Origin of the sequence: Mesorhizobium sp., from assembly GCF_004963255.1 — a bacterium.
Lineage (GTDB): Bacteria > Pseudomonadota > Alphaproteobacteria > Rhizobiales > Rhizobiaceae > Mesorhizobium.
The window spans coordinates 21,519-42,722 of sequence record NZ_SUGA01000041.1 but is presented as its reverse complement, the minus strand read 5'-3'; the positions used below and the strand labels follow the sequence as shown (position 1 = coordinate 42,722).

The window sequence follows — 21,204 nt, the reverse complement described above, 5'->3', positions numbered from 1 at the left end:
TCAATTTTTTCAGGATATTTTTTCATTTCCAGCAAACGGCATTTACCCATTGAATTCATGTCATTTTCGGTTTTCCAGAAATTCACCCTGCCAGAGTGATGAAAAACTTTTCCATTGCACCTCGCGCGAATTCAGTGAGAATGTTGGCTCATGGAGACCACCGAAAAACGCCAGCGCGGCCGGCCGCGCGCCTTCAACGGCCCTTCCGAAGCGGCTTCGGTGCAGTCGCTCGACCGGGCGCTGCGCATCCTCGCGATCGTCGCCGACGCGAGCGGCCTGTCGCTCAGCGAAATCGCCGCGCAAAGCGGCATTGCCGCCTCCACCGCCTATCGCATGCTGACGACCCTGGAAAACCACGGCATGGTCGAGTTCGATACAACCGACCAGCTCTGGTCGGTGGGGGTCGAGACCTACCGCATGGGCGCTGCCTTCCTGCGGCGGCGCAAGCTGGTCGACCGCGCCCGCATCGTCATGCAGGAGCTGATGGAGAAGACCGGCGAGACCGCCAATCTGGGTGTGGCCGAGGACGATTGCGTCGTCTTCGTCAGCCAGGTCGAGACGCATCAGGCGATCCGCGCCTTCTTCCGGCCGGGCACACGCAGCCCCTTCCATGCCTCAGGCATCGGCAAGGCAGTGCTGGCGCATCTCGAGCCGGAACGGGTAGCCTCGATCCTGCGCAAGGCAGGCCTGCAGCGCTACACCGACAGGACGCTTTCCGACATCTCGGCCCTCGCCCACGATCTCGCCACCATCAAGCATCGCGGCTGGTCCGTGGACGACGAGGAACGCCACCCGGGCATGCGCTGCGTGGCCGCGGCCATCTTCAACGAATATGGCGAGCCGATCGGCGGCGTTTCGGTGTCCGGCCCGACGGTTCGGGTCACGCCCGAGCGGCTGGCCGAGATCGGCCCGCTGGTGCGCGACGCCGCGGTCGAGGTGACGAAGATGATCGGCGGCGTGAAAGCGTATTAGGACGCGCCCGGCAAGGCGCTCTTGGCCGCTACCTCGAAGAAATCGAGCAGGATCGCCAGCCCGACGCCGCAGGCCGCCAGGATAAGGCCGGCGATGAATATCCGACTGGCGCGGTCATGAATGCTGCGCTGCAGGGATTTGATGTCGAGCAGAATCGCAAGCGCCCGGATCTGCAGCGCGATCCCGACCAGGATCGGCAGGACGGCGACCAGGTGGTAGGTCTGCCATGGGATCGGGTTGGCCGCCCAATGCGTGATGAAGCCTAGCGAAAACGCAAGCAGGATGCCGACGATGGTGATGGTGCCGTTGCGGAAAACCGGCTCGACCCGTTCTTCCTTGGGATCCTGCTTGTCCATGCCACCCTCCCCTCGATTGATGCCGACGCCAGACTAAACACTTGCAAAATCGCTGTACATCGCTGGGTGCGTGGCAGGAGCCGACCGGGCATTAGCCAGGCCGGATGACGGACTTGACCGTCTTGCCGGGCCATCGGGATGCATGCGAAAGGGCACGGATGCGGAAAACAATTTTCCTTCTATCCGTCGCTTCACTCTGCGGATGCGTGGCGGCGGCACCGCCGCCGGTCGAGCCCATCGCAGGTCCCAGCGGCAACCCTCTCGTCGATCCCGTCCCGATCTCGTTGGCCCTGGAGGAGATCATCACCGCCGGCGTCCGCCAGCATTTGAAGAACCCGCTCGCCGCCAAGTTCGGAACCATGCTTGCCGGAGAGCGCAGTTTGAACGGCCGGCACGAGATCGTGGTGTGCGGATATGTCGACGACAAGGGCGGCGGCAATGAGCCTTTCATCGGCAAGATCTACCCCGACGCCGGAAACAGTTTCGATCTCGTGGCGATAAACGACGTTTCGGTCAGCGGCGCCTGCAAGGCAGCCGGACTGGCAATGCCGGAGCTGAAATCCAAAGCCTAGATCGGTCGACGCAGGGAAGCTGCCCGCTTCAAATCAGCCAATCAGGCTGGTGGCACTGCACAGGGATTTTTGAAAGGTTGCCGTTTGTCGACGGGCACGATTTTCACCGCTTCTTTCCGTGAAATCAGCGCAAACGCCAAGGATTGGGCGAAGCCTTCCAACCTCGTCATTCCTGGGCGGAGCAGCCGCGAAGCGGCGTCGCGGAGACCCTGGAATCCATTCCGTGACTTTGGCCGGAGGACGCAGCGGAGCAGAATTCTGCACCGTTGCGGCGCTCGGAAATCACGGAATGGATCCTCGGGTCTGCGCGCGTCGCTTCGCTCCTTGCTCCGCCCGTGGATGACGACTGGGGGTTTTGGCCAATCTCGAAGGCATTCCACCTGCCAAACATAGCCGACCAGTCAAAATCCCTGTGCTGGGGAACTGGTGTCTAACGCTCAAACGCAAGAAAAGGGGCTGCGTGCAGCCCCTCTTTCCTGGTCCGCCTTCTCTTACAGATGGCAATAGTGCGGGTAGCCGTCGTAGCCGATATAGGTGTTCGTATCCGGGTCATAGCTGCCGTAGCGGGCCAAGCAGCGGCGAACATGCCAGGAACCTTCATAGCCGCCTTCCTCGACATAGACCGGGCGCGGCTGCTGCTGGGCGAGCAGACTGCCAAGGACGAAGCCGCCGACGCCGGCGGCAATGCCGATGCCGAGCTCGCGGCGGTGATGATGGTCGTGAGCGGCCGAAGGCTGGACGGTGCCGACGAGCGAGCCGGCGGCGACGGTGGTGGCGATGAGGCCGGAAACGATGGTGCGCTTGAACATGACGATCTCCTGGTTTCGCTGGAGAGGCGAACCATCCGCCTCTTGATCGTCTGTCGCGGCACCACGAAAAAAGGTTCGAAGATCTTTTCAGATTTTTCGACGGCCTGAAAACCGCTCGCTTGAGGCGGGTGAATGGTGAATGGTAAATAGTGAATGGTCCGGAAGGCGCCGCCATTCACCATTCACCATTCACTATTTACCATTCACCACTCACCACCTCATCCCATCCCCGTGACATGCCTCAGCCAAAACGCCAGCACGATGAAGCCGACGAAGGTGGTGACGCCGGTCCAGTCGATATTGGCCTTCTTCAGATCGCTGACGACCTTCACCAGCAGAAGCCAGGTCACGACGATGAGCGGCAGGATGATGACTAATCTGATCATGCGGGCACCCCGTTCGATGCGATTGCACCTGAACAAGGATGTAGGAAGCGGCGCGCCGCTTTTCAGCATGCCGGCCAGCCGCGTCGTCCATCAGCAAGCCAAAACGGAGTTTTGTCTTTACTGGCGCACGAAATATGCTACCGGAGCGCCATGCCCTTGTAGCTCAGCTGGTAGAGCAGCGGTTTTGTAAACCGAAGGTCGCGGGTTCGATCCCTGCCGGGGGCACCACTCTTCAGGCTTCGAGCTTCGGGTGGCAGGGCACCCGAAGATCGTTAGACGAAGGAGCGTCCTCCGAAGCCCTAGCGTAGGAGGACCGCTGACGGCTATGCGAAGAGCCGAACTCCTCGCCTTCACTCAAAGACAGTCGCAATCGGCGCACTCCCCGCAGCCTTGCCGAATGTGTTCCTTACCCTGACGGATCTATAGACGTAGGCCACCCAAATCCCAGTTACGGCAAACGATGCGATGACCGCGGCCAGCGCGTCTCCCGCAAGGATCTGGCTGATTGGGGCGCCGAGAACAGTCGAAGTCCAAGCTGTGTCGAGGGTGAACACGACGGGAATCGCAATCCACTGATAAAGGAACAGCCGTTTGAAACGCGGGCTGCGCCGCAGCATTGCGAAAAGAACGACCACCTGAAACGCTGCAAATACCAGCAAGAGTACAATCTCGCCACAGACGGCCAAAGGGCCGTTGGGCAGCGGTATCAGCTGCTTGTAACCCTCGCTCGAGGAGAACAGCTCGGCCAGCGTGCGAAAAGGTGACAAAACCTGCCCGATCGCCAAGAGCATCAGCCAACCGCTGAATCCAGCCAAATCGCCTAGATTCTGCGACCGCTTGCTCGCCGAGCGAACGGCAAAAAAGACAGGCACGCCGATCAACAGCAGCACGATCGCCCAGTGCCAGATAGAAGACGACCCCATTTGTCCCTCGCCCCCTATGCTCTCACAAGTTGTATCAGATTTCAATCTCAACTCAAGAGGTGGACAGTCGATGGCCGCCTTGCTAATCCTTCAGGCGATTGTTTCTCTTGCCCTCTCCCGACGCCCTCACGCCCCAATCGCCGCCACCAGCACCCTATTCTGCCGCCGTATCGCCGCCCTCAGCTCCGGTATCCTCGCCTCGTCGCGCTTCACGAACTCGATGAACATCATGTTCATGTTGTTGAAGATCAGCTCGCCCACCGCCGGCCCGTCGATGTCCGGGCGCACGAGGTCGATCTCCTGCAGGCGGGCAATCAGCGCGCTGATCTGGCTGGTCAGTTCCCGGTCGAGCGCGGTGTAGACCTGGCCGAAGGGGCTGTCGGGCAATTGCGTCGAGATCGCCATTGCCTGGCGCCACATCTCCTTGCTCAGGTAATTCAGCGAGTGCTCGATATAGATGCCGATCAGCGTGTCCAGCGCATCGCCGACATTGGCGGGTGGGCTGGCGACCACGCCTCGTCCGGCATTCAGCACCTCGTTGACTTCCATCGACACGATGGCGCCGAGGATGTCGCCCTTGTTCTGGTAATAATTGTAGATGGTGCCGATCGAGACCTCGGCCTGCGCGGCGATCGCCTCGATCTTGGCGCCTTCATAGCCGGCCTCGCGAAACAGCGCGGTGGCCGCATCGATGATGCGGCGGTGCCGGTCCGCCTTTTGCCGTTCGCGCAATCCGCTCATATCGGCCTCTTTGACACAAAATCATAATTGACTCAATTTTAGAATTGGTTCAACTTTTCTTCCAACAAGCCAGCAAGGCAGGGAGAACACTCGATGACCGCTCGGAATCCGCTTTCCACCCTGAAGTCCCGTCTCGCAGCCGCCTGCGCGGCCGCCGCGCTGCTACTTGCGGCCGGCGGCGCTGAGGCCGCCGATCTCAATGCGCTGATCTGGTGCGACCATTCCGATCCGACGCTGCTCGAGCCTTTCGAGAAGGCCAACGACGTCAAGGTCAACGTCAAGGAGTTCGAGGGCACTGGCGCGGGGCTCGCCATCGTCGACCAGTCGCAGCCCGGCGACTGGGACGTGATGGTGATCGATTCCATCGACGTGCCGCGCGGTGTCGAGAAAGGCCTGTTCGAGCCGCTGCCCGAGGACAAATTGCCCTTCGCCGACCTCTTCCCGGAAGTGAAGATGGACAAGTCGACCGTCGTCGACGGCAAGCGCTACGGCATCACCGAAAAGTTCGGCTACAACACGATCGGCTTCAACAAGACCAAGGTCGACCCGGCCGACATGCAGTCGCTGGCCTCGCTCACCAGCGAAAAATACAAGGGCAAGGTCGCGATCTACGACTATTACCTGCCGGTGATCGGCATGGCCGCTTTGGCGATCGGCAAGAAGACCGCGGATCTCACCGAGGCCGACCTGCCAGCGCTGAAGGCCGAGCTCCTCAAGATGAAGGCCAACGCCAAGCTGGTCGGCGAGGTCACCGCCAGCCAGACCGCATTGGCCACCGGCGAGGTGGACGTTCTTGTCGGCGGCGGAGAATGGGTGACGGCCGGCCTTGCCGAGGAAAACCCGGCGCTCGACTTCTCGATCCCGAAGGAAGGCGCGGTGCTGTGGTCGCAGTCGCTCGCCATGTTCAAGGATTCCAAGAATAAGGACATGGCGCTGAAATTCATCCAGTACATCATGAGCCCTGAGGGCCAGGCGCGGCTCGCCACCTCGTCCTGCTACTGGGGCATGCCGGCGAACACCAAGGCGGCGCTGACCGACGAGCAGAAGAAGATCCTGCGCTTCGACGAGCAGCCCGGCTTCCTCGCCCGCGCCCAGGCCTATCCGGCGCCGAACGCCGACCTCGACAAGAAAATGCAGGACATGTGGACCGAGATGCTGCAGGCGCAGTAAATCGGCCGATGAGCGTTTCCGGAAGCAACCCGCGTGCCCTGCCCTGGGCGCTGGTCACGCCGGCGCTGGCGTGGACGCTGCTGTTCTTCGTGCTGCCCTTCATCGCCATGGGGTTTTCCAGCCTCACGGCGCATGAAGGCGGCGGCTTCACCTTGGCCAATTACAGCCAGTTCTTCGCCGATCCGTCCTATTGGCGGGCGATGGTGAACTCGCTGGAGATCACCGCCATCGTCACCGTCATCTCGATCCTGCTCGCCTATCCCTTCGCCTGGATTCTCGCGGAAATGGTCCCGGAGCGGTGGCAGCGGCTGGCGCTGATGCTTGCCGTGCTGCCGTTCTGGACATCCTATGTCGTGCGCTCCTATTCCTGGCTGCTGGTGCTGGCGCAGAACGGCGTCATCAACCGGGCGCTCACCGGCATCGGCCTCATCGCCGAGCCGCTGCAGCTCGCCAACACGCGTTTCGCCACCGTCACCGGCTTCGTGCATTTCTTCGTCATGCTGTTGACGCTGACGATCTTCGCCAATCTCAAGCAGCTCAGCCCGAGCTATCGCAAGGCGGCCGCCGATCTCGGCGCCGGGCCGGCGCGCACCTTCCTGCATGTCGTGCTGCCGCTCACCTTGCCCGGCATCATGGTCGGCGCCTTCCTCACCTTCGTGCTCTGCATCGGCGACTACATCACGCCGCAGATCCTTGGCGGCAACAATGAGCTGGTCATGCCGCAGCTCGTCATGATGCAGATCGGTCGGCGCGGCGACTTCCCGCTGGCCTCCGCGCTGTCGATCATCCTGATGGCTGTCGTCACCATCGCCTATCTCGCCTGCGCGCGCTGGCTGAAGATCGAGCGGGCCTGACGATGCGCGCCGCCGTCCGCCTCGCCGCTTGGGTCTACGCCATCGCCGTCTATGGCTTCATCTTCCTGCCGGTGGTCGTGCTGGTGCTGTTCTCGCTGCAGGCGACCTCCTTCCCTATACCGCCTTTCACCGGCCCGTCGCTGCGCTGGTACCAGGCGGTGCTTGCAGACGCGAGGCTCACCTCCGCGCTGGTCAATTCGCTGCTGGTGGCGGTGCTCTCCTCGCTTGCCTCGGTCACGCTTGGATTTCTGTCAGCCTGGGGTTTCGCGCGCTTCGTCCTGCCGGGCTCGGCCTTGCTGCGCGGGCTGATCACGCTGCCGCTCACCGTCAGCTATCTGATCATCGGCATGGGGCTTTTGGTACTGTTCAACTGGGCCGGGGTGCCGAAATCGCTGCTTGCGGCCGGCATCGGCCATGTGGTGATCAACCTGCCGCTCTGCTTCGCCATCATCTACAGCCAGATGGGCGACCACCAGATCAACATCGAGCGCGCCGCGCGCGACCTCGGCGCCGCCGAATGGAAGGTGCTGCTCCTGATCACCGTGCCGGTGATGGCGCCGGCGATCTTCGCCGGCTTCTTCCTGTCGATGACGTTCTCCTGGGACGAGTTCGTCATCTCCTTCCTGCTCACCCGCTTCGAGACGACGCTGCCCGTGGAAATCTGGAACCTGCTGCGCTCCGGCCTCAACCCCAAGACCAATGCCGTCGGCTCGCTGGTCTTTGCCGTCTCCATTGTCCTGGTGGTGTTTTTCGAACTGACGCTGTTGCGGAGAAAGCCGGCATGAGCGCGCCTTTGGTCGACATCCGCAACGTCTCGCACCGGTTCGGCCAGCTGCCGGTGCTGAAAGACGTCTCGCTGGCGATCGAGCCCGGGAGCTACACGATCCTGCTCGGGCCGTCAGGCTCAGGCAAGACGACGCTGCTGTCGATCCTTGGCGGCTTCGTCACGCCCAGCGAAGGCAAGGTCTTCATTCGTGGCCAGGATTGCACCGCCGTGCCGCCGGCCAAGCGCCCGACGACCACCGTGTTCCAGGATTATGCGCTGTTCCCGCATATGAGCGTCGGCGGCAATGTCGGTTTCGGCCTGCGCATGCGGGGGATCGACGGCGCGACGCGGGCGGCGAAGGCGCGCGATGCGCTGGCTCTTGTCGGCCTGGCGGCCGCCTTCGACAAGAAGCCGCATCAGCTCTCCGGCGGGCAGCGCCAGCGCGTGGCGCTGGCCCGCGCGCTGGTCATCGAACCGGCGGTGCTTTTGCTCGACGAGCCGCTCGGCGCGCTGGATCTCAAGCTGCGGCGGCAGATGCAGGACGAACTGAAAGCGATCCAGAAGCGGATCGGCACCGCCTTCGTCCATGTCACGCACGACCAGGAAGAAGCGATGGCGCTGGCAGATCATTGCGTGGTGATGAATGACGGCGGCATCGAGGACGAAGGCCCGCCCGAGCGCGTCTATGCACGGCCGAAGACGCGCTTCTCGGCGACCTTCATGGGGGAAAGCACGATCCTAGCCGGCTCAGTGAGCGGAGCGGAGAACGGGATCGTCACCGTCTCGACGGCGGTCGGGCCGGTCTCGCTGCCCGGCGCACCGCCTGCCGGCGACACGGTCGCGCTCGCCATCCGGCCCGAGCACCTGCTTCTCGGCGAAGCGAGGGGCAGTGTCGCGCTCGGCGCCGGCAAGGTCGGCGATGTCGTCTTCCAGGGCAGCTTCAAGCGCGTGCTGGCCGCCTCAGCGCTCGATGCCGCGCTGCAGTTCATCGCCAAGGCGCCTGCTTCCGCCACCGTCCAGGCAGGCGACACGATAGCGATTTCGTGCAACGCTCGAGACATCATCCTGCTGGCGGACTGATCCATGAGCACGCTTCCGGTCATCGAGGCTCCGGACTGGTACGAAACCATCCGCATGAGCGACGACATCACGCTTATCCATGAGCCATGGATCAAGCCGTTCTTCCGCTGCAACATCTGGCATGTGCGCGGGCGTGACCGCGACCTGTTGTTCGACACCGGCCTCGGTCATTTCAGCCTGAGAAACCATGTGCCGCTCGTCAGTGAACGCAAGCTCACCTGCGTCGCCAGCCACACACATTTCGACCATATCGGCTGTCACCACGAGTTCCCGGATCGCTGCGTGCATTCCGCCGAGGCGGCAATCCTCGCCGATCCGCGCAACGAATGGACGGTCGCCGACCGCTACGCCAATGAGGAGATGTTCGACGGCGCGCCGGAAGGCTGGGATACGGCGCGCTATCGCATCCCGCCCGCACCGGCCGGCCGGCTGCTCGAACACAGCGACATCGTCGATCTCGGCGACCGCGCCTTCGAGGTCATCCACACGCCCGGACATTCGCCGGGCGGCATCGCGCTTTACGAGAAGAAGACCGGCATCCTGCTGTCAGGCGACATCGTCTATGACGGGCCGCTGATCGACGACGTCTACCACTCAGACATTGAGGATTATGTCGGGACGCTGCTGGCCATACGCGACCTGGACGTGTCGGTCGTGCATGGCGGCCATTTCCCAAGCTTTGGCAAGGTGCGCTACCACCAGCTCATCGACGAGTATGTCGCCGGTAAGCGCAAGGCAGGCTGCCACCTGCAGGGTGGCTGAGCGATGAGGGGAAGCGAAGCCTACAGCGCCCTTTGAGGACAAGGTGTACCCGTGGCATCGCCGCAACGGGAAACTGTCGGCTGCGGCCGCTGGCTCATCTCTTCCGAATGACGCACGAGTTCGGCGAACATCAGCGCGAAACTTCCCATCATCAGGAAGACTATGATCAGACGCGTTACCGGCAATAGACAGGTCTCTCGACTGGCCAGCCCCCGCCAACCCATCCACTGTCGGCTAACATGATCGATCCGCCTTTACGAGTGTTTAAGCCTCCTCTTAACCATTGCGGCCATCACATTCATGTCGCGCCTGTCACGAAGCGCGACTGACGGGTGCGACCCGCCAGCCGGCGCGCCGCCCTTCACAGATATGGGCGGCGCATGCTACGCCGTCGCCGGCGCGGCCCCGCAGACGGTCGCCCTCCGGGAGCCATGAGCAAAGCCGTCAGCCGTTTCGCCTTCGTCTCTTCCGACACCGAGGACGCCCTCGCCGCGCGGGAAAGCCTGTCGGCGCGCTATGGGCAGGTGCCTCTCGCTGAGGCGGAGATCATCATCGCACTCGGCGGCGACGGCTTTCTACTGCAGACGCTGCGCGAGACGATGAGCACGGGCAAGAAGGTCTACGGCATGAACCGTGGCACCATCGGCTTCCTTATGAATGAATATCGCGCCGGCGGTCTCGAGGAGCGCATCGCCAACGCCGTTGCCGAGACGATCCGGCCGCTGGAAATGGTCGCCGTGACGCATGACGGCGAATCCGTATCGGCGCCGGCCATCAACGAAGTGGCGCTGTGGCGCCAGTCCTACCAGACCGCAAAGATCCGCATCACTGTCGACGGCCAGGTGCGGTTGGAGGAGTTGAACTGCGACGGCGTCATGATCGCCACCCCCGCCGGCTCGACGGCCTACAATCTATCGGCGCACGGGCCGATCCTGCCGCTCGATGCGCCGCTCCTGGCATTGACGCCGGTCAGCCCTTTCCGGCCGCGCCGCTGGCGCGGGGCGCTGCTGTCCAACAAGGCAACCGTGCGCTTCGACATTCTCGAAGCCGAAAAGCGCCCCGTGAATGCCGCCGCGGACCACACCGAGGTCAAGGCCGTGGCTTCCGTCACCGTGCGGGAATCGCCGACGGCTACGGCAACTTTGCTGTTCGATCCGAACCATTCCTGGAATGAACGCATCCTTGCCGAGCAGTTCCGCTACTGAGCCAGCGCAGCGATACCTGTTCGATCAAGCATCGCGATTAAGGTTATGTCTTCACAATCGCCGGGATTCCCGGCTGTTTGTGTTGACAAATCGCGGACTTGCGCCTAACTGCAACCGCGATCTTGCAGGCGCGCGGCGCCTGCCGCAACACGCGTTGCGATTTCCCGAACCAGCCAAAGACAACAAACACTTGTCCTCAGACACCCAGACCGTTCAAGAAGCGTTGACATTTTCAGACCTTGGCCTTTCGCCCAAGGTCCTCTCCGCAGTCTCAGATGCCGGCTACACCAAGCCGACTCCGATCCAGGCCGGCGCCATCCCGCATGCGCTGCTCGGCAAGGATGTGTTGGGCATCGCCCAGACCGGCACCGGCAAGACCGCTTCCTTCGTGCTGCCGATGCTGACGCGATTGGAAAAGGGTCGCGCCCGCGCGCGCATGCCACGCACGCTGATCCTCGAACCGACCCGTGAGCTCGCCGCTCAGGTCGAGGAAAACTTCATCAAATACGGCAAGAACCACAAGCTCAACATCGCGCTTCTGATCGGCGGCGTCTCCTTCGACGAGCAGGACAAGAAGCTCGAGCGCGGCGCCGACGTGCTGATCGCGACACCAGGCCGCCTGCTCGACCATCGCGAGCGCGGCAAGCTCCTGCTCAACGGCGTCGAGATCCTCGTCATCGACGAGGCCGACCGCATGCTCGACATGGGCTTCATTCCCGACATCGAGCGTATCTGCGAGATGATCCCGTTCACGCGCCAGACGCTGTTCTTCTCGGCGACGATGCCGCCGGAGATCACCAAGCTCACCGAGAAATTCCTGCACGCGCCGGTGCGCGTCGAGGTCTCCAAGGCCGCCTCTACCGCGACCAGCATCACGCAGCGCCTGGTGAAGTCCGGCAACAAGCCTTGGGAGAAGCGGGAGACGCTGCGCAATCTGATCAAGGCCGAAGACGCCGACCTGAAGAACGCCATCATCTTCTGCAACCGCAAGGTCGAAGTGTCGGAGCTGTTCCGGTCGCTGTTGAAGCATGATTTCGACGCAGGCGCGCTGCATGGCGACATGGACCAGCGCGCGCGCATGCAGATGCTCAACAATTTCCGCGACGGCAAGCTGCGCTATCTCGTTGCCTCGGACGTCGCCGCGCGCGGCCTCGACATTCCCGATGTCAGCCATGTCTTCAACTACGACGTGCCGATCCATGCCGAGGACTATGTCCACCGCATCGGCCGCACCGGCCGCGCCGGGCGCGCCGGCAAGTCCTTCACCATCGCGACCCGCTCCGACACCAAATATGTCGACGCGATCGAGAGGCTGATCGGCACCAAGATCGAATGGCATGACGGCGACTTGTCGACCGTAACCGAAAGCGAAGGCGAGGAACAGCCGCGCCGCGGCCGCGGCGCGCCGCGTCGCGCCGGTCGCAAGGACGACGACCGCAAGGACCGCGGCGATCGGAAGAAGGACCGTCACGCCAAGCGCGACGAGGCTCCCGAAGCCGTGCGCGAAGAGCAGCCCGTCGCTGAAGTGGCCGATATCGCAGAGCGCCGCGCCCGCAAGGATGCGATCCGTTCCGAGAACGAGCGCAAGGGTTCGGGCAACCGTCACGAGCAGCGCGGCGATGCCCGCCCGCAGCGCGACCGCCCGGGCCGCCATCGCGAGGAAGACGACGCGACCGTCGGCTTCGGTGACGACGTGCCGGCGTTCATGCGGATCGTGGCCAAGGTCTAAAGTTTCCCGCCAACAAAGCAGAAATCAAAACGGCCCCAAAACGGGGCCGTTTCTCTTCAAGCTGCCCGGCACGCCCTGCCCTACATCGGGCCAGGCATCATCTTGGTCGGCTTCTCCAGCATCGGGAACTCGGCCTTGGTGCATTTCACCTTCGGGTTGGTCGGGGTGAACATGCCGTTCGGATTGTCCCTGAACAGCCAGGCATGCAGGTCGTAGTGGACGAACTCCCGCGGGATGAGCGGGTAGTGCCCTTCCATCGGTCCCATGAACGTCTGGCCGAACAGCGTCGGAACCGCCTTCACGTCCGGCGTCAAGGGAACCAGCCATTCCACGGCGACCAACTTCAAACCCTTCTTCGTCGGCTCGTAGATCAGGACGTTGGGCTTCATCGGGTCGAGCGGCTTGCCGATGCTCGGGACATTGACGAAATGGATGCCCATGGCGCCCTTCGGATAGTACATCGCGCCGTCTATCTTCTCGCCGGCATAGTAGACGCAGCCTTCGGTCGACAAATAGAGGTCTCGGATGGCGGCCGTGTAATCCGCATATTTGGCCAGCGATTTCTTCAGGGCTTCGATATCGGCCTTGTTGGCGTCCTCTGCACGAGCCGTGGCGGCTCCGAGCCATGCGCCCAAAAGGCCAGTCAAAACGAGGACGCCGCAGCGCCCGAGGCGAGCTGTTCTTGTCATGCATTCCTCCCAGATTCCCTTGATCTGGCCGTGCAAGACCGGGGCGGCAGATGTTGATTGCGCGGCCGATTGACCACCCCATCCCCTCTGGAACAGCTGAATGGTAGTCCTTTCCCTGGATTTGAAAAGTGTCAATTAGAATAAGCTAATGTCCTAAGACCTTTGATCCATCTCTGGACCGAGCCAACAAAGAACGGCCCCTTACGGGACCGTTTTGCTTCGATGGCGCTGCGCAGTTGGGCGCGGCTCTTTCAGGTGAGCGGCGACAGCTGGATTTCGACGCGCCGGTTCTGCTCGCGGCCGGCAGCCGTCGCATTGGACGCGATCGGGCGCGTCTTGCCGAAGCCGGTGACGGCGAAGCGGCGCTGATCGACGCCCTGGCCGGCCAGGTAATTGGCGACGGCGAGCGCCCGGCGCTGCGACAGGTCGAAATTATGCTCGTCGCTGCCGGTCGAATCGGTGTGGCCGAACACGTCCACCGTGGTCTGGCGGAACTTCTTCAGCACCAGCGCGACCGAATTCAGCACCGGATAGAAGCCCGGCTTCACCGCGTCCTGGTCGACGTTGAAGGTGATGTCGGACGGCATGTTGAGGATGATCTGGTCGCCGCTGCGGGTGACGCTGACGCCGGTGCCCTGCAACTGACGGCGAAGCTCAGCCTCGTTCTGGTCCATGGTCGCGCCGATCGCGCCGCCGGCCAGCGCACCGATGCCGGCGCCGATCAACGCATTGCGGCGATCATTGCCGCCGGCGAGCAGACCAAGGCTGGCGCCTGCCAGCGCGCCAAGGCCGGCGCCGGCCGCCGTGTTGGAAATCTTCTGGTCGCCGGTATACGGATCGGTGGTGGTGCAGGCGCTCACCAGCACAGCCGTCGCCACGACGACGAGCACGGTCTTCTTCATGAGATTGGTCCCTCTCCAGTTCGCGGCCCTTGCGGCCGCGCCAAATCAGCCCTTCCGCAGCCTTGTAGCATGAAATACGGCGAAAAACGGAACGGGGATGCGGCCGCAAAACCCGCTGGCCGTTCCCGCTTCGCCTCTACCATAGATTCTTGCCGTCGATGACCACCACCTCGACCTTGTCCAGGTCGAAATCGTCGAACAGGCGCGAATTGACGCTGATCTTCGGGTTGTCGAAATTCGGCTTTCCGGTCGACCAGTCAGGCGTCTCGGTGAAGGTGCCGCAGCCGCAAATGGCACAGAAACCATGCTTCACGGTCTTCGAGCCCCAGCGATAGAAGGAGACGTTCTCAGGCGGGCTCGTGAGCTTGAATTGCGACGGGACATAGTAGGCCCACAGCGACCCGCGCTTCGAGCAGAACGAGCATGTGCATTGCGTCACCGTCTGCGGCGCCTCGGCAACCTCGAAGGTTGTCGCCTTGCAGTGGCAGCTGCCTTTGATGGTCATGAACTCAGCTCTCCGTTGTCCGCCGCGCCCGCTGCGGCAAGGCAACATAAAGGAGCCGTCCTGACAACTGTCTGTCGGCAGGGATAGCGACGTTCTGCCGCTATGGGTCAGGCCTGCGCTTGGCGCAGACCTTTCTCAGCAGTTTCACAGCCCTAGTAAGAGGGTGGCGGCACGAACAGGCAGATGGTCTTGCCGGCGTCGAGCCCGGCCTGATGCGCGCACCAGTGATATTCGCCGTCGGGCGAATTCTTGATCCGCTTGTCGCTGTAGGCCACCACCTCGCCCGTGCCTTTTATGACATAGCCGTCGGGCCGCTCGCTGATCGATGACTGCGGCACTTCCTTGCAATCGAAGTTGGCACAGCAGGCAAAGGGGTATTTCCAGCCTTGCGGCACGGCCGCCGTCGGCTGGGCGTCGTGCGCGACAGCCGGCGGCGCCAGCACCGAGACAGCTCCAACAGCGAGGAGGGAGAACAAAAGTCGGCCAGCCGGTCGAGCGGCTTGGGCCGATCTTAATGTGGCAGCAGACATCGAAACGTTCCTTTCGAGCATCAAGCGTTTCAGCTTGCCCGTTCCCGGAACGTGTCTTCCCAGTGGCCGGATCGTCGGTCGCAGTTTATGCCGCGTCCGGCCATAAATGCTTCTATCCCACAGCTCGAATGCTGAGCTGATTCCATAGCCAGCGCAAGAAGTGGGCGCGCCATGGCGACGCGCCGGTTTCAAACTTCGGCGACGGAAAGGATGCGCAGACCTGGCTGGCAAGAACCAGACAACGGCCCTGCGCCCAGGGTGCCTAAGAACGAAGTTCCTCCGAAGGAAGTTCCGGCCTTCAGCCGTCGGCGTGTTCACGATATTGCGGCAGATCGTCTGTAATCGTGAACCACGGCGCCTTTGAACCGACGAAGATATGTGCGCTCGGGCGAATGCCTGGATCGTCCATCAGCGTCCCCATGGCGACATGGACGTAGGCGCCTTCGCGGACCAATGAATAGACGAGCGAGCCGCAGCGGCCGCAATGCGCGTCATGGCCGCTCTCGTCGCCGAAAATCAGCAGCCTGTCGTCGCCGGCGATGAGGCGGAACTTGCCGCGCTCGATGCCGGCGAAAGGCTTGAATGCCGATCCCGTCGTGCGCCGGCAGTTGGAGCAGTGGCAGTTTGCGGCATAGGCGAATTCGTCCGCCACTTCATAGTGAACGGCGCCGCAGAAGCATTTCCCTGTAAGTTTGCGCGTCACCGGCTTCCTCCGTCGTCCAGCGCCGGGAATCCTAGTCGAGGTCAGCCACCGCTTCGCCTGCACCACCCTCGATGCGATGCGAGAGCGAGGCTTCCATGAACTCGTCGAGGTCTCCGTCGAGCACGCTCGACGGCGAGGTGCTTTCGACGCCCGTGCGCAGATCCTTCACCAGCTGGTAGGGCTGCAGCACGTAGGAGCGGATCTGGTGACCCCAGCCGATGTCGCTCTTCGACGCCTCCGTGGCGTTGGCGACCGCCTCGCGCTTCTTCAGCTCTTCCTCGTAGAGGCGCGAGCGCAGCATTTCCCAGGCCTTGGCGCGGTTCTTGTGCTGCGAGCGCTCAGCCTGGCAGGCGACCGCTATGCCGGTCGCAAGATGGGTGATGCGGACCGCCGAATCGGTGGTGTTGACGTGCTGGCCGCCCGAACCCGAGGAACGATAGGTGTCGATGCGCACGTCGGATTCGGAAACATTGATCTCGATCGAGTCGTCGATGACGGGATAGACCCAGACGCTGGCGAAGGAGGTGTGGCGCCGCGCATTGCTGTCATAGGGCGAGATGCGCACCAGGCGGTGGACGCCGGATTCCGTCTTCAGCCAGCCATAGGCATTGTGGCCCTTGATCAGCACGGTTGCCGACTTGATGCCGGCCTCCTCGCCGTCATGGACTTCCAGCACCTCGACCTTGAAGCGGCGGCGCTCGGCCCAGCGCGTGTACATGCGCAAGAGCATCGAGGCCCAGTCCTGGCTTTCGGTGCCGCCCGCGCCGGCATGGATTTCGAGATAGGTGTCGTTGGCGTCGGCTTCGCCGGAGAGCAGCGTCTCGACCTGGCGGGCCTTCGCCTCGCCCTGCATCGAGCGCAGCGCAGCCTCCGCTTCCGCGATGATGTCGTCGTCGCCCTCTTCCTCGCCGAGCTCGATCAGGCCGATATTGTCTTCCAGCGCCTGGGTCAGCCCCTTGACGGCTGCGATGCCGTCCTCGAGCTCCTGGCGCTCCCGCATCAGCTTCTGCGCTTCGATCGGATCATTCCAGAGGCTGGAATCCTCGGCGCGCGAGTTCAGGTACTCAAGCCGCTTTACAGCTTGATCCCAGTCAAAGATGCCTCCTCAGCAGGGTTATCGCCTGCCTGATCTCGTCGACAATGTTGAGCGTTTCCGCGCGCATGGCTTTTCGTTCGGTCCTGTTCTTTTCGGTCTTTTCGGAATAGGCGCGATACATAGGCACGGCGTCGCCGCCTGTAAAGCGAAATGGGCCGGCGGTTTCGCGCCGGCCCATTCCGGAATGGAGGAGATCAGTAGAGCCCGCCGCCGCCGTCCTGGATGGCCTGGTTGGCCTGCGGCGACAGCGCGCCACCCGAACCGTTGGAGCCATCCGCGCCCATGCCGATCACCCAGTAGCTGTCGGCCGGACCGGTGCCGGGCTTGAACGCCTCGACGATGGTGTTGGGATCGCCTTCGGCGGCACGCATGCCGGTCTTGCGGTTGATGGCGATGAGCTTCATGCCGTCCGGAACCTGGAAGTCGGTGTTCGGCTTGCCGTCCAGCGCCACACGCATGAAATCCTTGAAGATCGGCGCGGCGAGACCGCCGCCCGTGGCGCCCTTGCCAAGGCCGCGCGGCGTGTCGTAGCCCATGTAGAGACCGACGACGAGGTTTGGCGTGAAGCCGATGAACCAGGCGTCCTTCTCGTCATTGGTGGTGCCGGTCTTGCCGGCGATGTGGCGGCCGAGCTCGCCGATGGTGGCGCCGGTGCCGCGCTGCACGACGCCTTCCATCATCGAGGTGATCTGGTAGGCGGTCATCGGGTCGAGCACCTGCTCGGAATTGTCGACCAGTTCCGGCTCGGGTTGGTTCTTCCACTCAGTGGCGTTGCAGCCTTCGCAACCGCGCTCGTCCTGCTTGAACACCGTCTTGCCGTAGCGGTCCTGGATGCGGTCGATCAGCGAGGGTTTGATCGATTTGCCGCCATTGGCCATGATCGAATAGGCCGAGACCATGCGCATGACGGTCGTCTCGCCGGAGCCCAGCGCCATCGGCAGATAGGGCGCAAGGTGATCGTAGACGCCGAAGCGCTCGGCATATTCCACGACGAGCTTCATGCCCATGTCGTTGGCAAGCCGCACCGTCATCAGGTTGCGCGACTTCTCGATGCCGGAGCGCAAGGTGGCCGGCCCAGCGACCGTGCCGTCATAGTTCTTCGGCGTCCAGGTGGTGTTGCCGCTCTGGATGGTGATCGGGCCATCCATGATCACCGAGGCCGGCGTATAGCCATTGTCGAGCGCCGCCGAATAGACGATCGGCTTGAACGAGGAGCCGGGCTGGCGCATCGCCTGGGTCGCGCGGTTGAACTCGGACTGCGCGTAGGAGAATCCGCCGACCATGGCGAGCACGCGGCCGGTATGCGGATCCATGGCGACGAGACCGCCTTCGACCTCGGGCACCTGGCGCAGCATATAGGTGTTGTCGGAGCCGTCATTCTTCTGCACGAAGACGACGTCGCCCGGCTCCAGCACCTCCGCCGGAGACTTCGCCCTGACGGACTTGCCGTTGACGAAATGGCGCATGGCAAAGCCCATGTCGTCCTTGCTGACGGTGCCCTGGACCCGGTCCTTGACGAGTTCGCCAGAGATCTGCCGCGTCGGCTGGATGCCGATGGTCAGCCCGTCCGCCGAACTGTCGAGCACGACGGCAAGCGTCCATTCCGGCACGTCCTCGAGGCCTTTCACATTGCCGAGCGGCACGCCCCAGTCGCCGGAAATGTCGATATGCGTGACCGGACCGCGGTAGCCGCGCAGCATGTCGTATTTGAGCAGGCCGTTCTGCAGCGACTTGCGGGCGATAAGCTGGATGTTCGGATCGAGCGTGGTGCGCACCGACAGGCCGCCCTCATAGAGCGCGTTCTCGCCGTAGCGGGCGATGATCTGGCGGCGGACTTCCTCGGTGAAATACTCGCCCGCAAACAGATAGGAGCCATTGCGGCGCGGCGTCACGCCAAGCGGCTCGGCCTTGGCCTTGGCGCCCTCCTCGCGGGTGACGTAGCCATTCTCGACCATCTGGTCGATGACCCAGTTGCGGCGCTCGATCGCGCGGTCAGCATGCTTGAAGGGATGATAATTGTTCGGGCCCTTGGGCAGCGAGGCGAGATAGGCGGCTTCCGCGACCGTCAGCTCGTTGACCGACTTGTCGAAATAGGTGAGCGCGGCACCGGCGACGCCATAAGCGCCGAAGCCGAAGAAGATTTCGTTGAGGTAGAGTTCGAGGATGCGGTCCTTGGAATAGGCCTGCTCGATGCGGAAGGCCAGGATCATCTCCTTGATCTTGCGCTCGTAGGTCTGGTCCGAGGTGAGCAGGAAGTTCTTCGCCACCTGCTGCGTGATGGTCGAAGCGCCGACCTGGCGCCGGCCCGAGCCGAGGTTCTGCAGGTTGACGATGATGGCGCGGCCAAGGCCGGTGACGTCAATGCCGGGGTGGTTGTAGAAGTTCTTGTCCTCGGCCGACATGAAAGCGGCCTTGACGCGGTCCGGGATGGCCTGGATCGGCAGATAGAGGCGCCGCTCGCGCGCATATTCCGCCATCAGCGAGCCGTCGGAGGCATGAATGCGCGTCGTCACCGGCGGTTCGTATTTGGCCAGAACCTCGTAGTCGGGCAGGTCCTTCGCGACATGGCTGATATAGATGGCAAGGCCGGCCGCCACCAGCAACGCCAGCGTTGTGCCGATGCCAAAGAAATAGCCGATGAGACGAATCATGCCCGCTCCAGTCCGAGGTTCGGGAGTTTCCTAGACGAAGCCGGCAGTCGCGCAAGCTTCCCGGGGCGGTCCCAATCCGCAATCAAAAGACCCATGTCGCGACCATGTGGACAAAATACGGCAGCGCGAGATTTGAGGACTCGGTCGCCGAATAATAACGCCGGGTGTTGTCGTCATGCAACGCCGCTTATGGTTGCAGACACCAAGCGGTTGTGGGGCGTGGGCGGATCAACCGCCCGTCGCCGTTCCGGCCTTGGCAGCGGCAAACAGCGCGACCGCGTTGGTTATGCTTTGCGCCGCCTTGCCGCGCCAGTCGGCACTGAGCAGTTGCGCCTCGTCCTTGCTGTTGGAGAGGTAGCCAAGTTCGACCAGAACAGACGGCACGTCCGGAGCCTTGAGCACCTTGAAGCCGGCCGAGCGTTGCGGATTGTTGATGAGGCCGACACTGGTCGACAATTGGCCGACCAGCGTATGAGCGAAGCTCATCGAGAAGCCATGCGTTTCCCGGCGGATCAGGTCGATCAGGATGTCGGTAACTTCCTTGTTGTCGTCCTCGATCTTCATCCCCGCGAACTGGTCGGACAGGTTCTCGCGATCGGCGAGCGCCTGGGCTTCCGGGTCGGAGGCCTTGTCCGAAAGCGTGTAGACCGTGGCACCGCGAAGACCTTTGACGGCAATCGTATCGGCGTGGATCGAGATCAGGAGATCGGCCTCGTGCTGGCGCGCGATGCGCACGCGCTCGTCAAGCGCCAGGTAGACGTCGTCATCGCGGGTCATGAAGACATCGTATTTGCCGACCGCGGCCAGCTTGTCGCGCAATTCCTTGGCAAAAGCGAGCGTGACGTCCTTCTCGACCGTGCCGGCTGAGCTTTCGGCGCCGCCATCGACGCCGCCATGGCCAGGATCGATCACCACTGTGAAGCGATGGCCGGGCGCCGAGACCGGCCCGGTGCCGACCCGCTCGCCTTTTTCGGTGGAAACCGTCGAACCGGTGGTCAGCGACTGGTTGGCCAGCGCCTCGTCGAACTCCCGTTCGGAGGCGGCCGAGATGTCGATGGCGATGCGGTAGCCGGTGCCGTCGTCATTCTTGAGCACCTCGAGCTTGTCGACGGCGAAAGGACCCTTGCCGGTGAGGATCAGTCGCGAGCCATGTCCCTGATCGCCGTAACGGACGGCCCGCACAAGGCCACGCGGCTTCACATCCTTGGCCTCAAGGGCGAATCGCGTGCGCGGCAGGTCGACGACCAGGCGATTGGGGCCGCGCAACAAGAACCATTTGACGTCCGGCTCGCTGTCGAAATTCACGACGATGCGCATCTTGGTGGCGTCGCCGGCCATCTTGTAGCCGGTCGCGCCAAGCAGGCCGTCGGCGCGCGCGGCGGCCGCGAAACAAAGCAGCAGCGCCAGCATCAAGGCGGCCCAGGACATGCGCGTGACATGCGCCGCGGCCCCACCCCTCTTGTCCGCGTTGCCCGCCGATCCCATCTCTTGTCCGTCGCTCCCGGTTTGACGCATTGCGCCCGGTCTTCTCGCAGAGTGCCCGTCAGGCCGCCAATTCGATTAACGATTGGTATTCAGAGAAGGTTAACCAAGCCTTTCATGAGGTGAGACGAAGGGCACCTTCCCCTGCGGAAGCGCTTTTTGCCGGCATCCGAAATCGGGGTTGCCTTCCATCCCGCCAAATCATAAAAGCGACATTGGATCACTGCAATCCTGGAACCGCTCGCCTCAGCAGTTTCCTGCCAAAGGTCGGATGCAAAGGCGGCTCCTTTATCCTTCCAGGCTCATGTGGTCGCGACGATT

Annotated in this window: 22 protein-coding genes and 1 tRNA gene; 10 read left to right on the top strand and 13 right to left on the bottom strand. The window is 62.9% G+C overall.

Features of this window, described 5'->3' with window-relative positions:
• The first annotated feature begins 150 nt into the window (after positions 1–150).
• Positions 151–972 (top strand): HTH-type transcriptional regulator BhcR, encoded by an 822-nt coding sequence (gene bhcR / locus E5X34_RS28270; RefSeq protein ID WP_292571781.1) that lies wholly within the window; start codon positions 151–153, stop codon positions 970–972.
• Here the strand turns inward: bhcR and E5X34_RS28265 are convergent.
• A complete protein-coding gene (locus E5X34_RS28265) occupies positions 969–1,328 on the bottom strand; it encodes a hypothetical protein (RefSeq protein ID WP_292571778.1) in 360 nt (119 codons plus the stop codon). The two genes, bhcR and E5X34_RS28265, sit on opposite strands and share 4 nt — an antisense overlap.
• Before the next feature lie 206 nt (positions 1,329–1,534).
• On the opposite strand from E5X34_RS28265, the gene E5X34_RS28260 reads away from it, so the two are divergent.
• Complete coding sequence (locus E5X34_RS28260; protein ID WP_292571775.1) at positions 1,535–1,900, top strand: hypothetical protein; 366 nt, start codon at positions 1,535–1,537, stop codon at positions 1,898–1,900.
• Positions 1,901–2,391: 491 nt separating this feature from the next.
• Here the strand turns inward: E5X34_RS28260 and E5X34_RS28255 are convergent, their stop codons facing one another.
• Positions 2,392–2,709, bottom strand: coding sequence for a BA14K family protein (locus E5X34_RS28255; RefSeq protein ID WP_292571772.1), 318 nt, complete (start codon positions 2,707–2,709; stop codon positions 2,392–2,394).
• Positions 2,710–2,927: 218 nt separating this feature from the next.
• Positions 2,928–3,095, bottom strand: coding sequence for a hypothetical protein (locus E5X34_RS28250; RefSeq protein ID WP_292571769.1), 168 nt, complete (start codon positions 3,093–3,095; stop codon positions 2,928–2,930).
• A 152-nt stretch (positions 3,096–3,247) separates the two neighbouring features.
• Here E5X34_RS28250 and E5X34_RS28245 point away from each other — a divergent pair.
• Positions 3,248–3,323, top strand: a tRNA-Thr gene (locus E5X34_RS28245).
• A gap of 122 nt (positions 3,324–3,445) precedes the next feature.
• On the opposite strand, the gene E5X34_RS28240 is transcribed toward E5X34_RS28245, so the two are convergent.
• Positions 3,446–4,018, bottom strand: a complete 573-nt coding sequence (locus E5X34_RS28240; protein WP_292571766.1) for a DUF2569 family protein — start codon at positions 4,016–4,018, stop codon at positions 3,446–3,448.
• 126 nt (positions 4,019–4,144) lie between these two features.
• On the bottom strand, positions 4,145–4,759 hold the full coding sequence (locus E5X34_RS28235) for a TetR/AcrR family transcriptional regulator (protein WP_292571763.1): 615 nt from the start codon (positions 4,757–4,759) through the stop codon (positions 4,145–4,147).
• 93 nt (positions 4,760–4,852) lie between these two features.
• Here E5X34_RS28235 and E5X34_RS28230 point away from each other — a divergent pair, with 93 nt between their 5' ends.
• The 7 genes from E5X34_RS28230 (at position 4,853) to E5X34_RS28200 (ending at position 12,325) form a co-directional block, all read left to right on the top strand.
• On the top strand, positions 4,853–5,929 hold the full coding sequence (locus E5X34_RS28230) for a spermidine/putrescine ABC transporter substrate-binding protein (protein ID WP_292571760.1): 1,077 nt from the start codon (positions 4,853–4,855) through the stop codon (positions 5,927–5,929).
• 8 nt (positions 5,930–5,937) lie between these two features.
• A complete protein-coding gene (locus E5X34_RS28225) occupies positions 5,938–6,783 on the top strand; it encodes an ABC transporter permease (protein WP_292571757.1) in 846 nt (281 codons plus the stop codon).
• 2 nt (positions 6,784–6,785) lie between these two features.
• Positions 6,786–7,568, top strand: coding sequence for an ABC transporter permease (locus tag E5X34_RS28220; protein WP_292571743.1), 783 nt, complete (start codon positions 6,786–6,788; stop codon positions 7,566–7,568).
• A complete protein-coding gene (locus tag E5X34_RS28215; protein ID WP_292571741.1) occupies positions 7,565–8,629 on the top strand; it encodes an ABC transporter ATP-binding protein in 1,065 nt (354 codons plus the stop codon). The genes E5X34_RS28220 and E5X34_RS28215 overlap by 4 nt, the downstream gene beginning before the upstream one ends.
• Before the next feature lie 3 nt (positions 8,630–8,632).
• The gene (locus tag E5X34_RS28210; RefSeq protein ID WP_292571738.1) at positions 8,633–9,391 is read left to right on the top strand and encodes an MBL fold metallo-hydrolase; all 759 of its coding nucleotides are present in this window, start codon (positions 8,633–8,635) and stop codon (positions 9,389–9,391) included.
• A gap of 431 nt (positions 9,392–9,822) precedes the next feature.
• Positions 9,823–10,596: an NAD kinase gene (locus E5X34_RS28205; RefSeq protein ID WP_292571734.1), complete on the top strand. Its 774-nt coding sequence runs from the start codon at positions 9,823–9,825 to the stop codon at positions 10,594–10,596.
• Positions 10,597–10,786: 190 nt separating this feature from the next.
• Positions 10,787–12,325, top strand: coding sequence for a DEAD/DEAH box helicase (locus E5X34_RS28200; RefSeq protein WP_292571731.1), 1,539 nt, complete (start codon positions 10,787–10,789; stop codon positions 12,323–12,325).
• 80 nt (positions 12,326–12,405) lie between these two features.
• Here E5X34_RS28200 and E5X34_RS28195 read toward each other — a convergent pair whose 3' ends face one another.
• From E5X34_RS28195 to E5X34_RS28160, 8 genes are all read right to left on the bottom strand, one after another.
• Positions 12,406–13,014, bottom strand: coding sequence for a hypothetical protein (locus E5X34_RS28195; RefSeq protein ID WP_292571728.1), 609 nt, complete (start codon positions 13,012–13,014; stop codon positions 12,406–12,408).
• Between the two features lie 251 nt (positions 13,015–13,265).
• Positions 13,266–13,916 carry an OmpA family protein gene (locus E5X34_RS28190; RefSeq protein WP_126061063.1) on the bottom strand — a complete coding sequence of 217 codons (651 nt, stop codon included), beginning with the start codon at positions 13,914–13,916 and terminating at the stop codon, positions 13,266–13,268.
• Positions 13,917–14,052: 136 nt separating this feature from the next.
• Positions 14,053–14,421, bottom strand: coding sequence for a GFA family protein (locus tag E5X34_RS28185; protein WP_292571725.1), 369 nt, complete (start codon positions 14,419–14,421; stop codon positions 14,053–14,055).
• A 152-nt stretch (positions 14,422–14,573) separates the two neighbouring features.
• Positions 14,574–14,951 carry a hypothetical protein gene (locus E5X34_RS28180; protein ID WP_292571803.1) on the bottom strand — a complete coding sequence of 126 codons (378 nt, stop codon included), beginning with the start codon at positions 14,949–14,951 and terminating at the stop codon, positions 14,574–14,576.
• Positions 14,952–15,249: 298 nt separating this feature from the next.
• Positions 15,250–15,654 (bottom strand): GFA family protein, encoded by a 405-nt coding sequence (locus E5X34_RS28175; RefSeq protein ID WP_292571722.1) that lies wholly within the window; start codon positions 15,652–15,654, stop codon positions 15,250–15,252.
• Positions 15,655–15,685: 31 nt separating this feature from the next.
• A protein-coding gene (gene prfB, locus E5X34_RS28170) for a peptide chain release factor 2 (RefSeq protein WP_292571719.1) occupies positions 15,686–16,817 on the bottom strand; the annotation gives its coding sequence in 2 pieces (ribosomal slippage) (positions 15,686–16,750 and positions 16,752–16,817; 1,131 coding nt in all).
• Between the two features lie 127 nt (positions 16,818–16,944).
• On the bottom strand, positions 16,945–19,401 hold the full coding sequence (locus E5X34_RS28165) for a penicillin-binding protein 1A (RefSeq protein WP_292571716.1): 2,457 nt from the start codon (positions 19,399–19,401) through the stop codon (positions 16,945–16,947).
• 228 nt (positions 19,402–19,629) lie between these two features.
• Positions 19,630–20,811, bottom strand: coding sequence for an N-acetylmuramoyl-L-alanine amidase (locus tag E5X34_RS28160; protein WP_292571800.1), 1,182 nt, complete (start codon positions 20,809–20,811; stop codon positions 19,630–19,632).
• Positions 20,812–21,204: the final 393 nt, after the last annotated feature.

What these genes read in the sequence shown, in the direction of transcription:
- E5X34_RS28165 (WP_292571716.1), bottom strand. Translation starts at nt 19,401, where the DNA reads ATGATTCGTCTCATCGGCTATTTCTTTGGCATCGGCACAACGCTGGCG.
- E5X34_RS28185 (WP_292571725.1), bottom strand. Translation starts at nt 14,421, where the DNA reads ATGACCATCAAAGGCAGCTGCCACTGCAAGGCGACAACCTTCGAGGTT.
- E5X34_RS28190 (WP_126061063.1), bottom strand. Translation starts at nt 13,916, where the DNA reads ATGAAGAAGACCGTGCTCGTCGTCGTGGCGACGGCTGTGCTGGTGAGC.
- E5X34_RS28255 (WP_292571772.1), bottom strand. Translation starts at nt 2,709, where the DNA reads ATGTTCAAGCGCACCATCGTTTCCGGCCTCATCGCCACCACCGTCGCC.
- E5X34_RS28205 (WP_292571734.1), top strand. Translation starts at nt 9,823, where the DNA reads ATGAGCAAAGCCGTCAGCCGTTTCGCCTTCGTCTCTTCCGACACCGAG.
- E5X34_RS28220 (WP_292571743.1), top strand. Translation starts at nt 6,786, where the DNA reads ATGCGCGCCGCCGTCCGCCTCGCCGCTTGGGTCTACGCCATCGCCGTC.
- E5X34_RS28235 (WP_292571763.1), bottom strand. Translation starts at nt 4,759, where the DNA reads ATGAGCGGATTGCGCGAACGGCAAAAGGCGGACCGGCACCGCCGCATC.
- bhcR (WP_292571781.1), top strand. Translation starts at nt 151, where the DNA reads ATGGAGACCACCGAAAAACGCCAGCGCGGCCGGCCGCGCGCCTTCAAC.
- E5X34_RS28210 (WP_292571738.1), top strand. Translation starts at nt 8,633, where the DNA reads ATGAGCACGCTTCCGGTCATCGAGGCTCCGGACTGGTACGAAACCATC.
- E5X34_RS28250 (WP_292571769.1), bottom strand. Translation starts at nt 3,095, where the DNA reads ATGATCAGATTAGTCATCATCCTGCCGCTCATCGTCGTGACCTGGCTT.
- E5X34_RS28215 (WP_292571741.1), top strand. Translation starts at nt 7,565, where the DNA reads ATGAGCGCGCCTTTGGTCGACATCCGCAACGTCTCGCACCGGTTCGGC.
- E5X34_RS28195 (WP_292571728.1), bottom strand. Translation starts at nt 13,014, where the DNA reads ATGACAAGAACAGCTCGCCTCGGGCGCTGCGGCGTCCTCGTTTTGACT.
- E5X34_RS28240 (WP_292571766.1), bottom strand. Translation starts at nt 4,018, where the DNA reads ATGGGGTCGTCTTCTATCTGGCACTGGGCGATCGTGCTGCTGTTGATC.
- E5X34_RS28180 (WP_292571803.1), bottom strand. Translation starts at nt 14,951, where the DNA reads ATGTCTGCTGCCACATTAAGATCGGCCCAAGCCGCTCGACCGGCTGGC.
- E5X34_RS28225 (WP_292571757.1), top strand. Translation starts at nt 5,938, where the DNA reads ATGAGCGTTTCCGGAAGCAACCCGCGTGCCCTGCCCTGGGCGCTGGTC.
- E5X34_RS28265 (WP_292571778.1), bottom strand. Translation starts at nt 1,328, where the DNA reads ATGGACAAGCAGGATCCCAAGGAAGAACGGGTCGAGCCGGTTTTCCGC.
- E5X34_RS28160 (WP_292571800.1), bottom strand. Translation starts at nt 20,811, where the DNA reads ATGCTGGCGCTGCTGCTTTGTTTCGCGGCCGCCGCGCGCGCCGACGGC.
- E5X34_RS28230 (WP_292571760.1), top strand. Translation starts at nt 4,853, where the DNA reads ATGACCGCTCGGAATCCGCTTTCCACCCTGAAGTCCCGTCTCGCAGCC.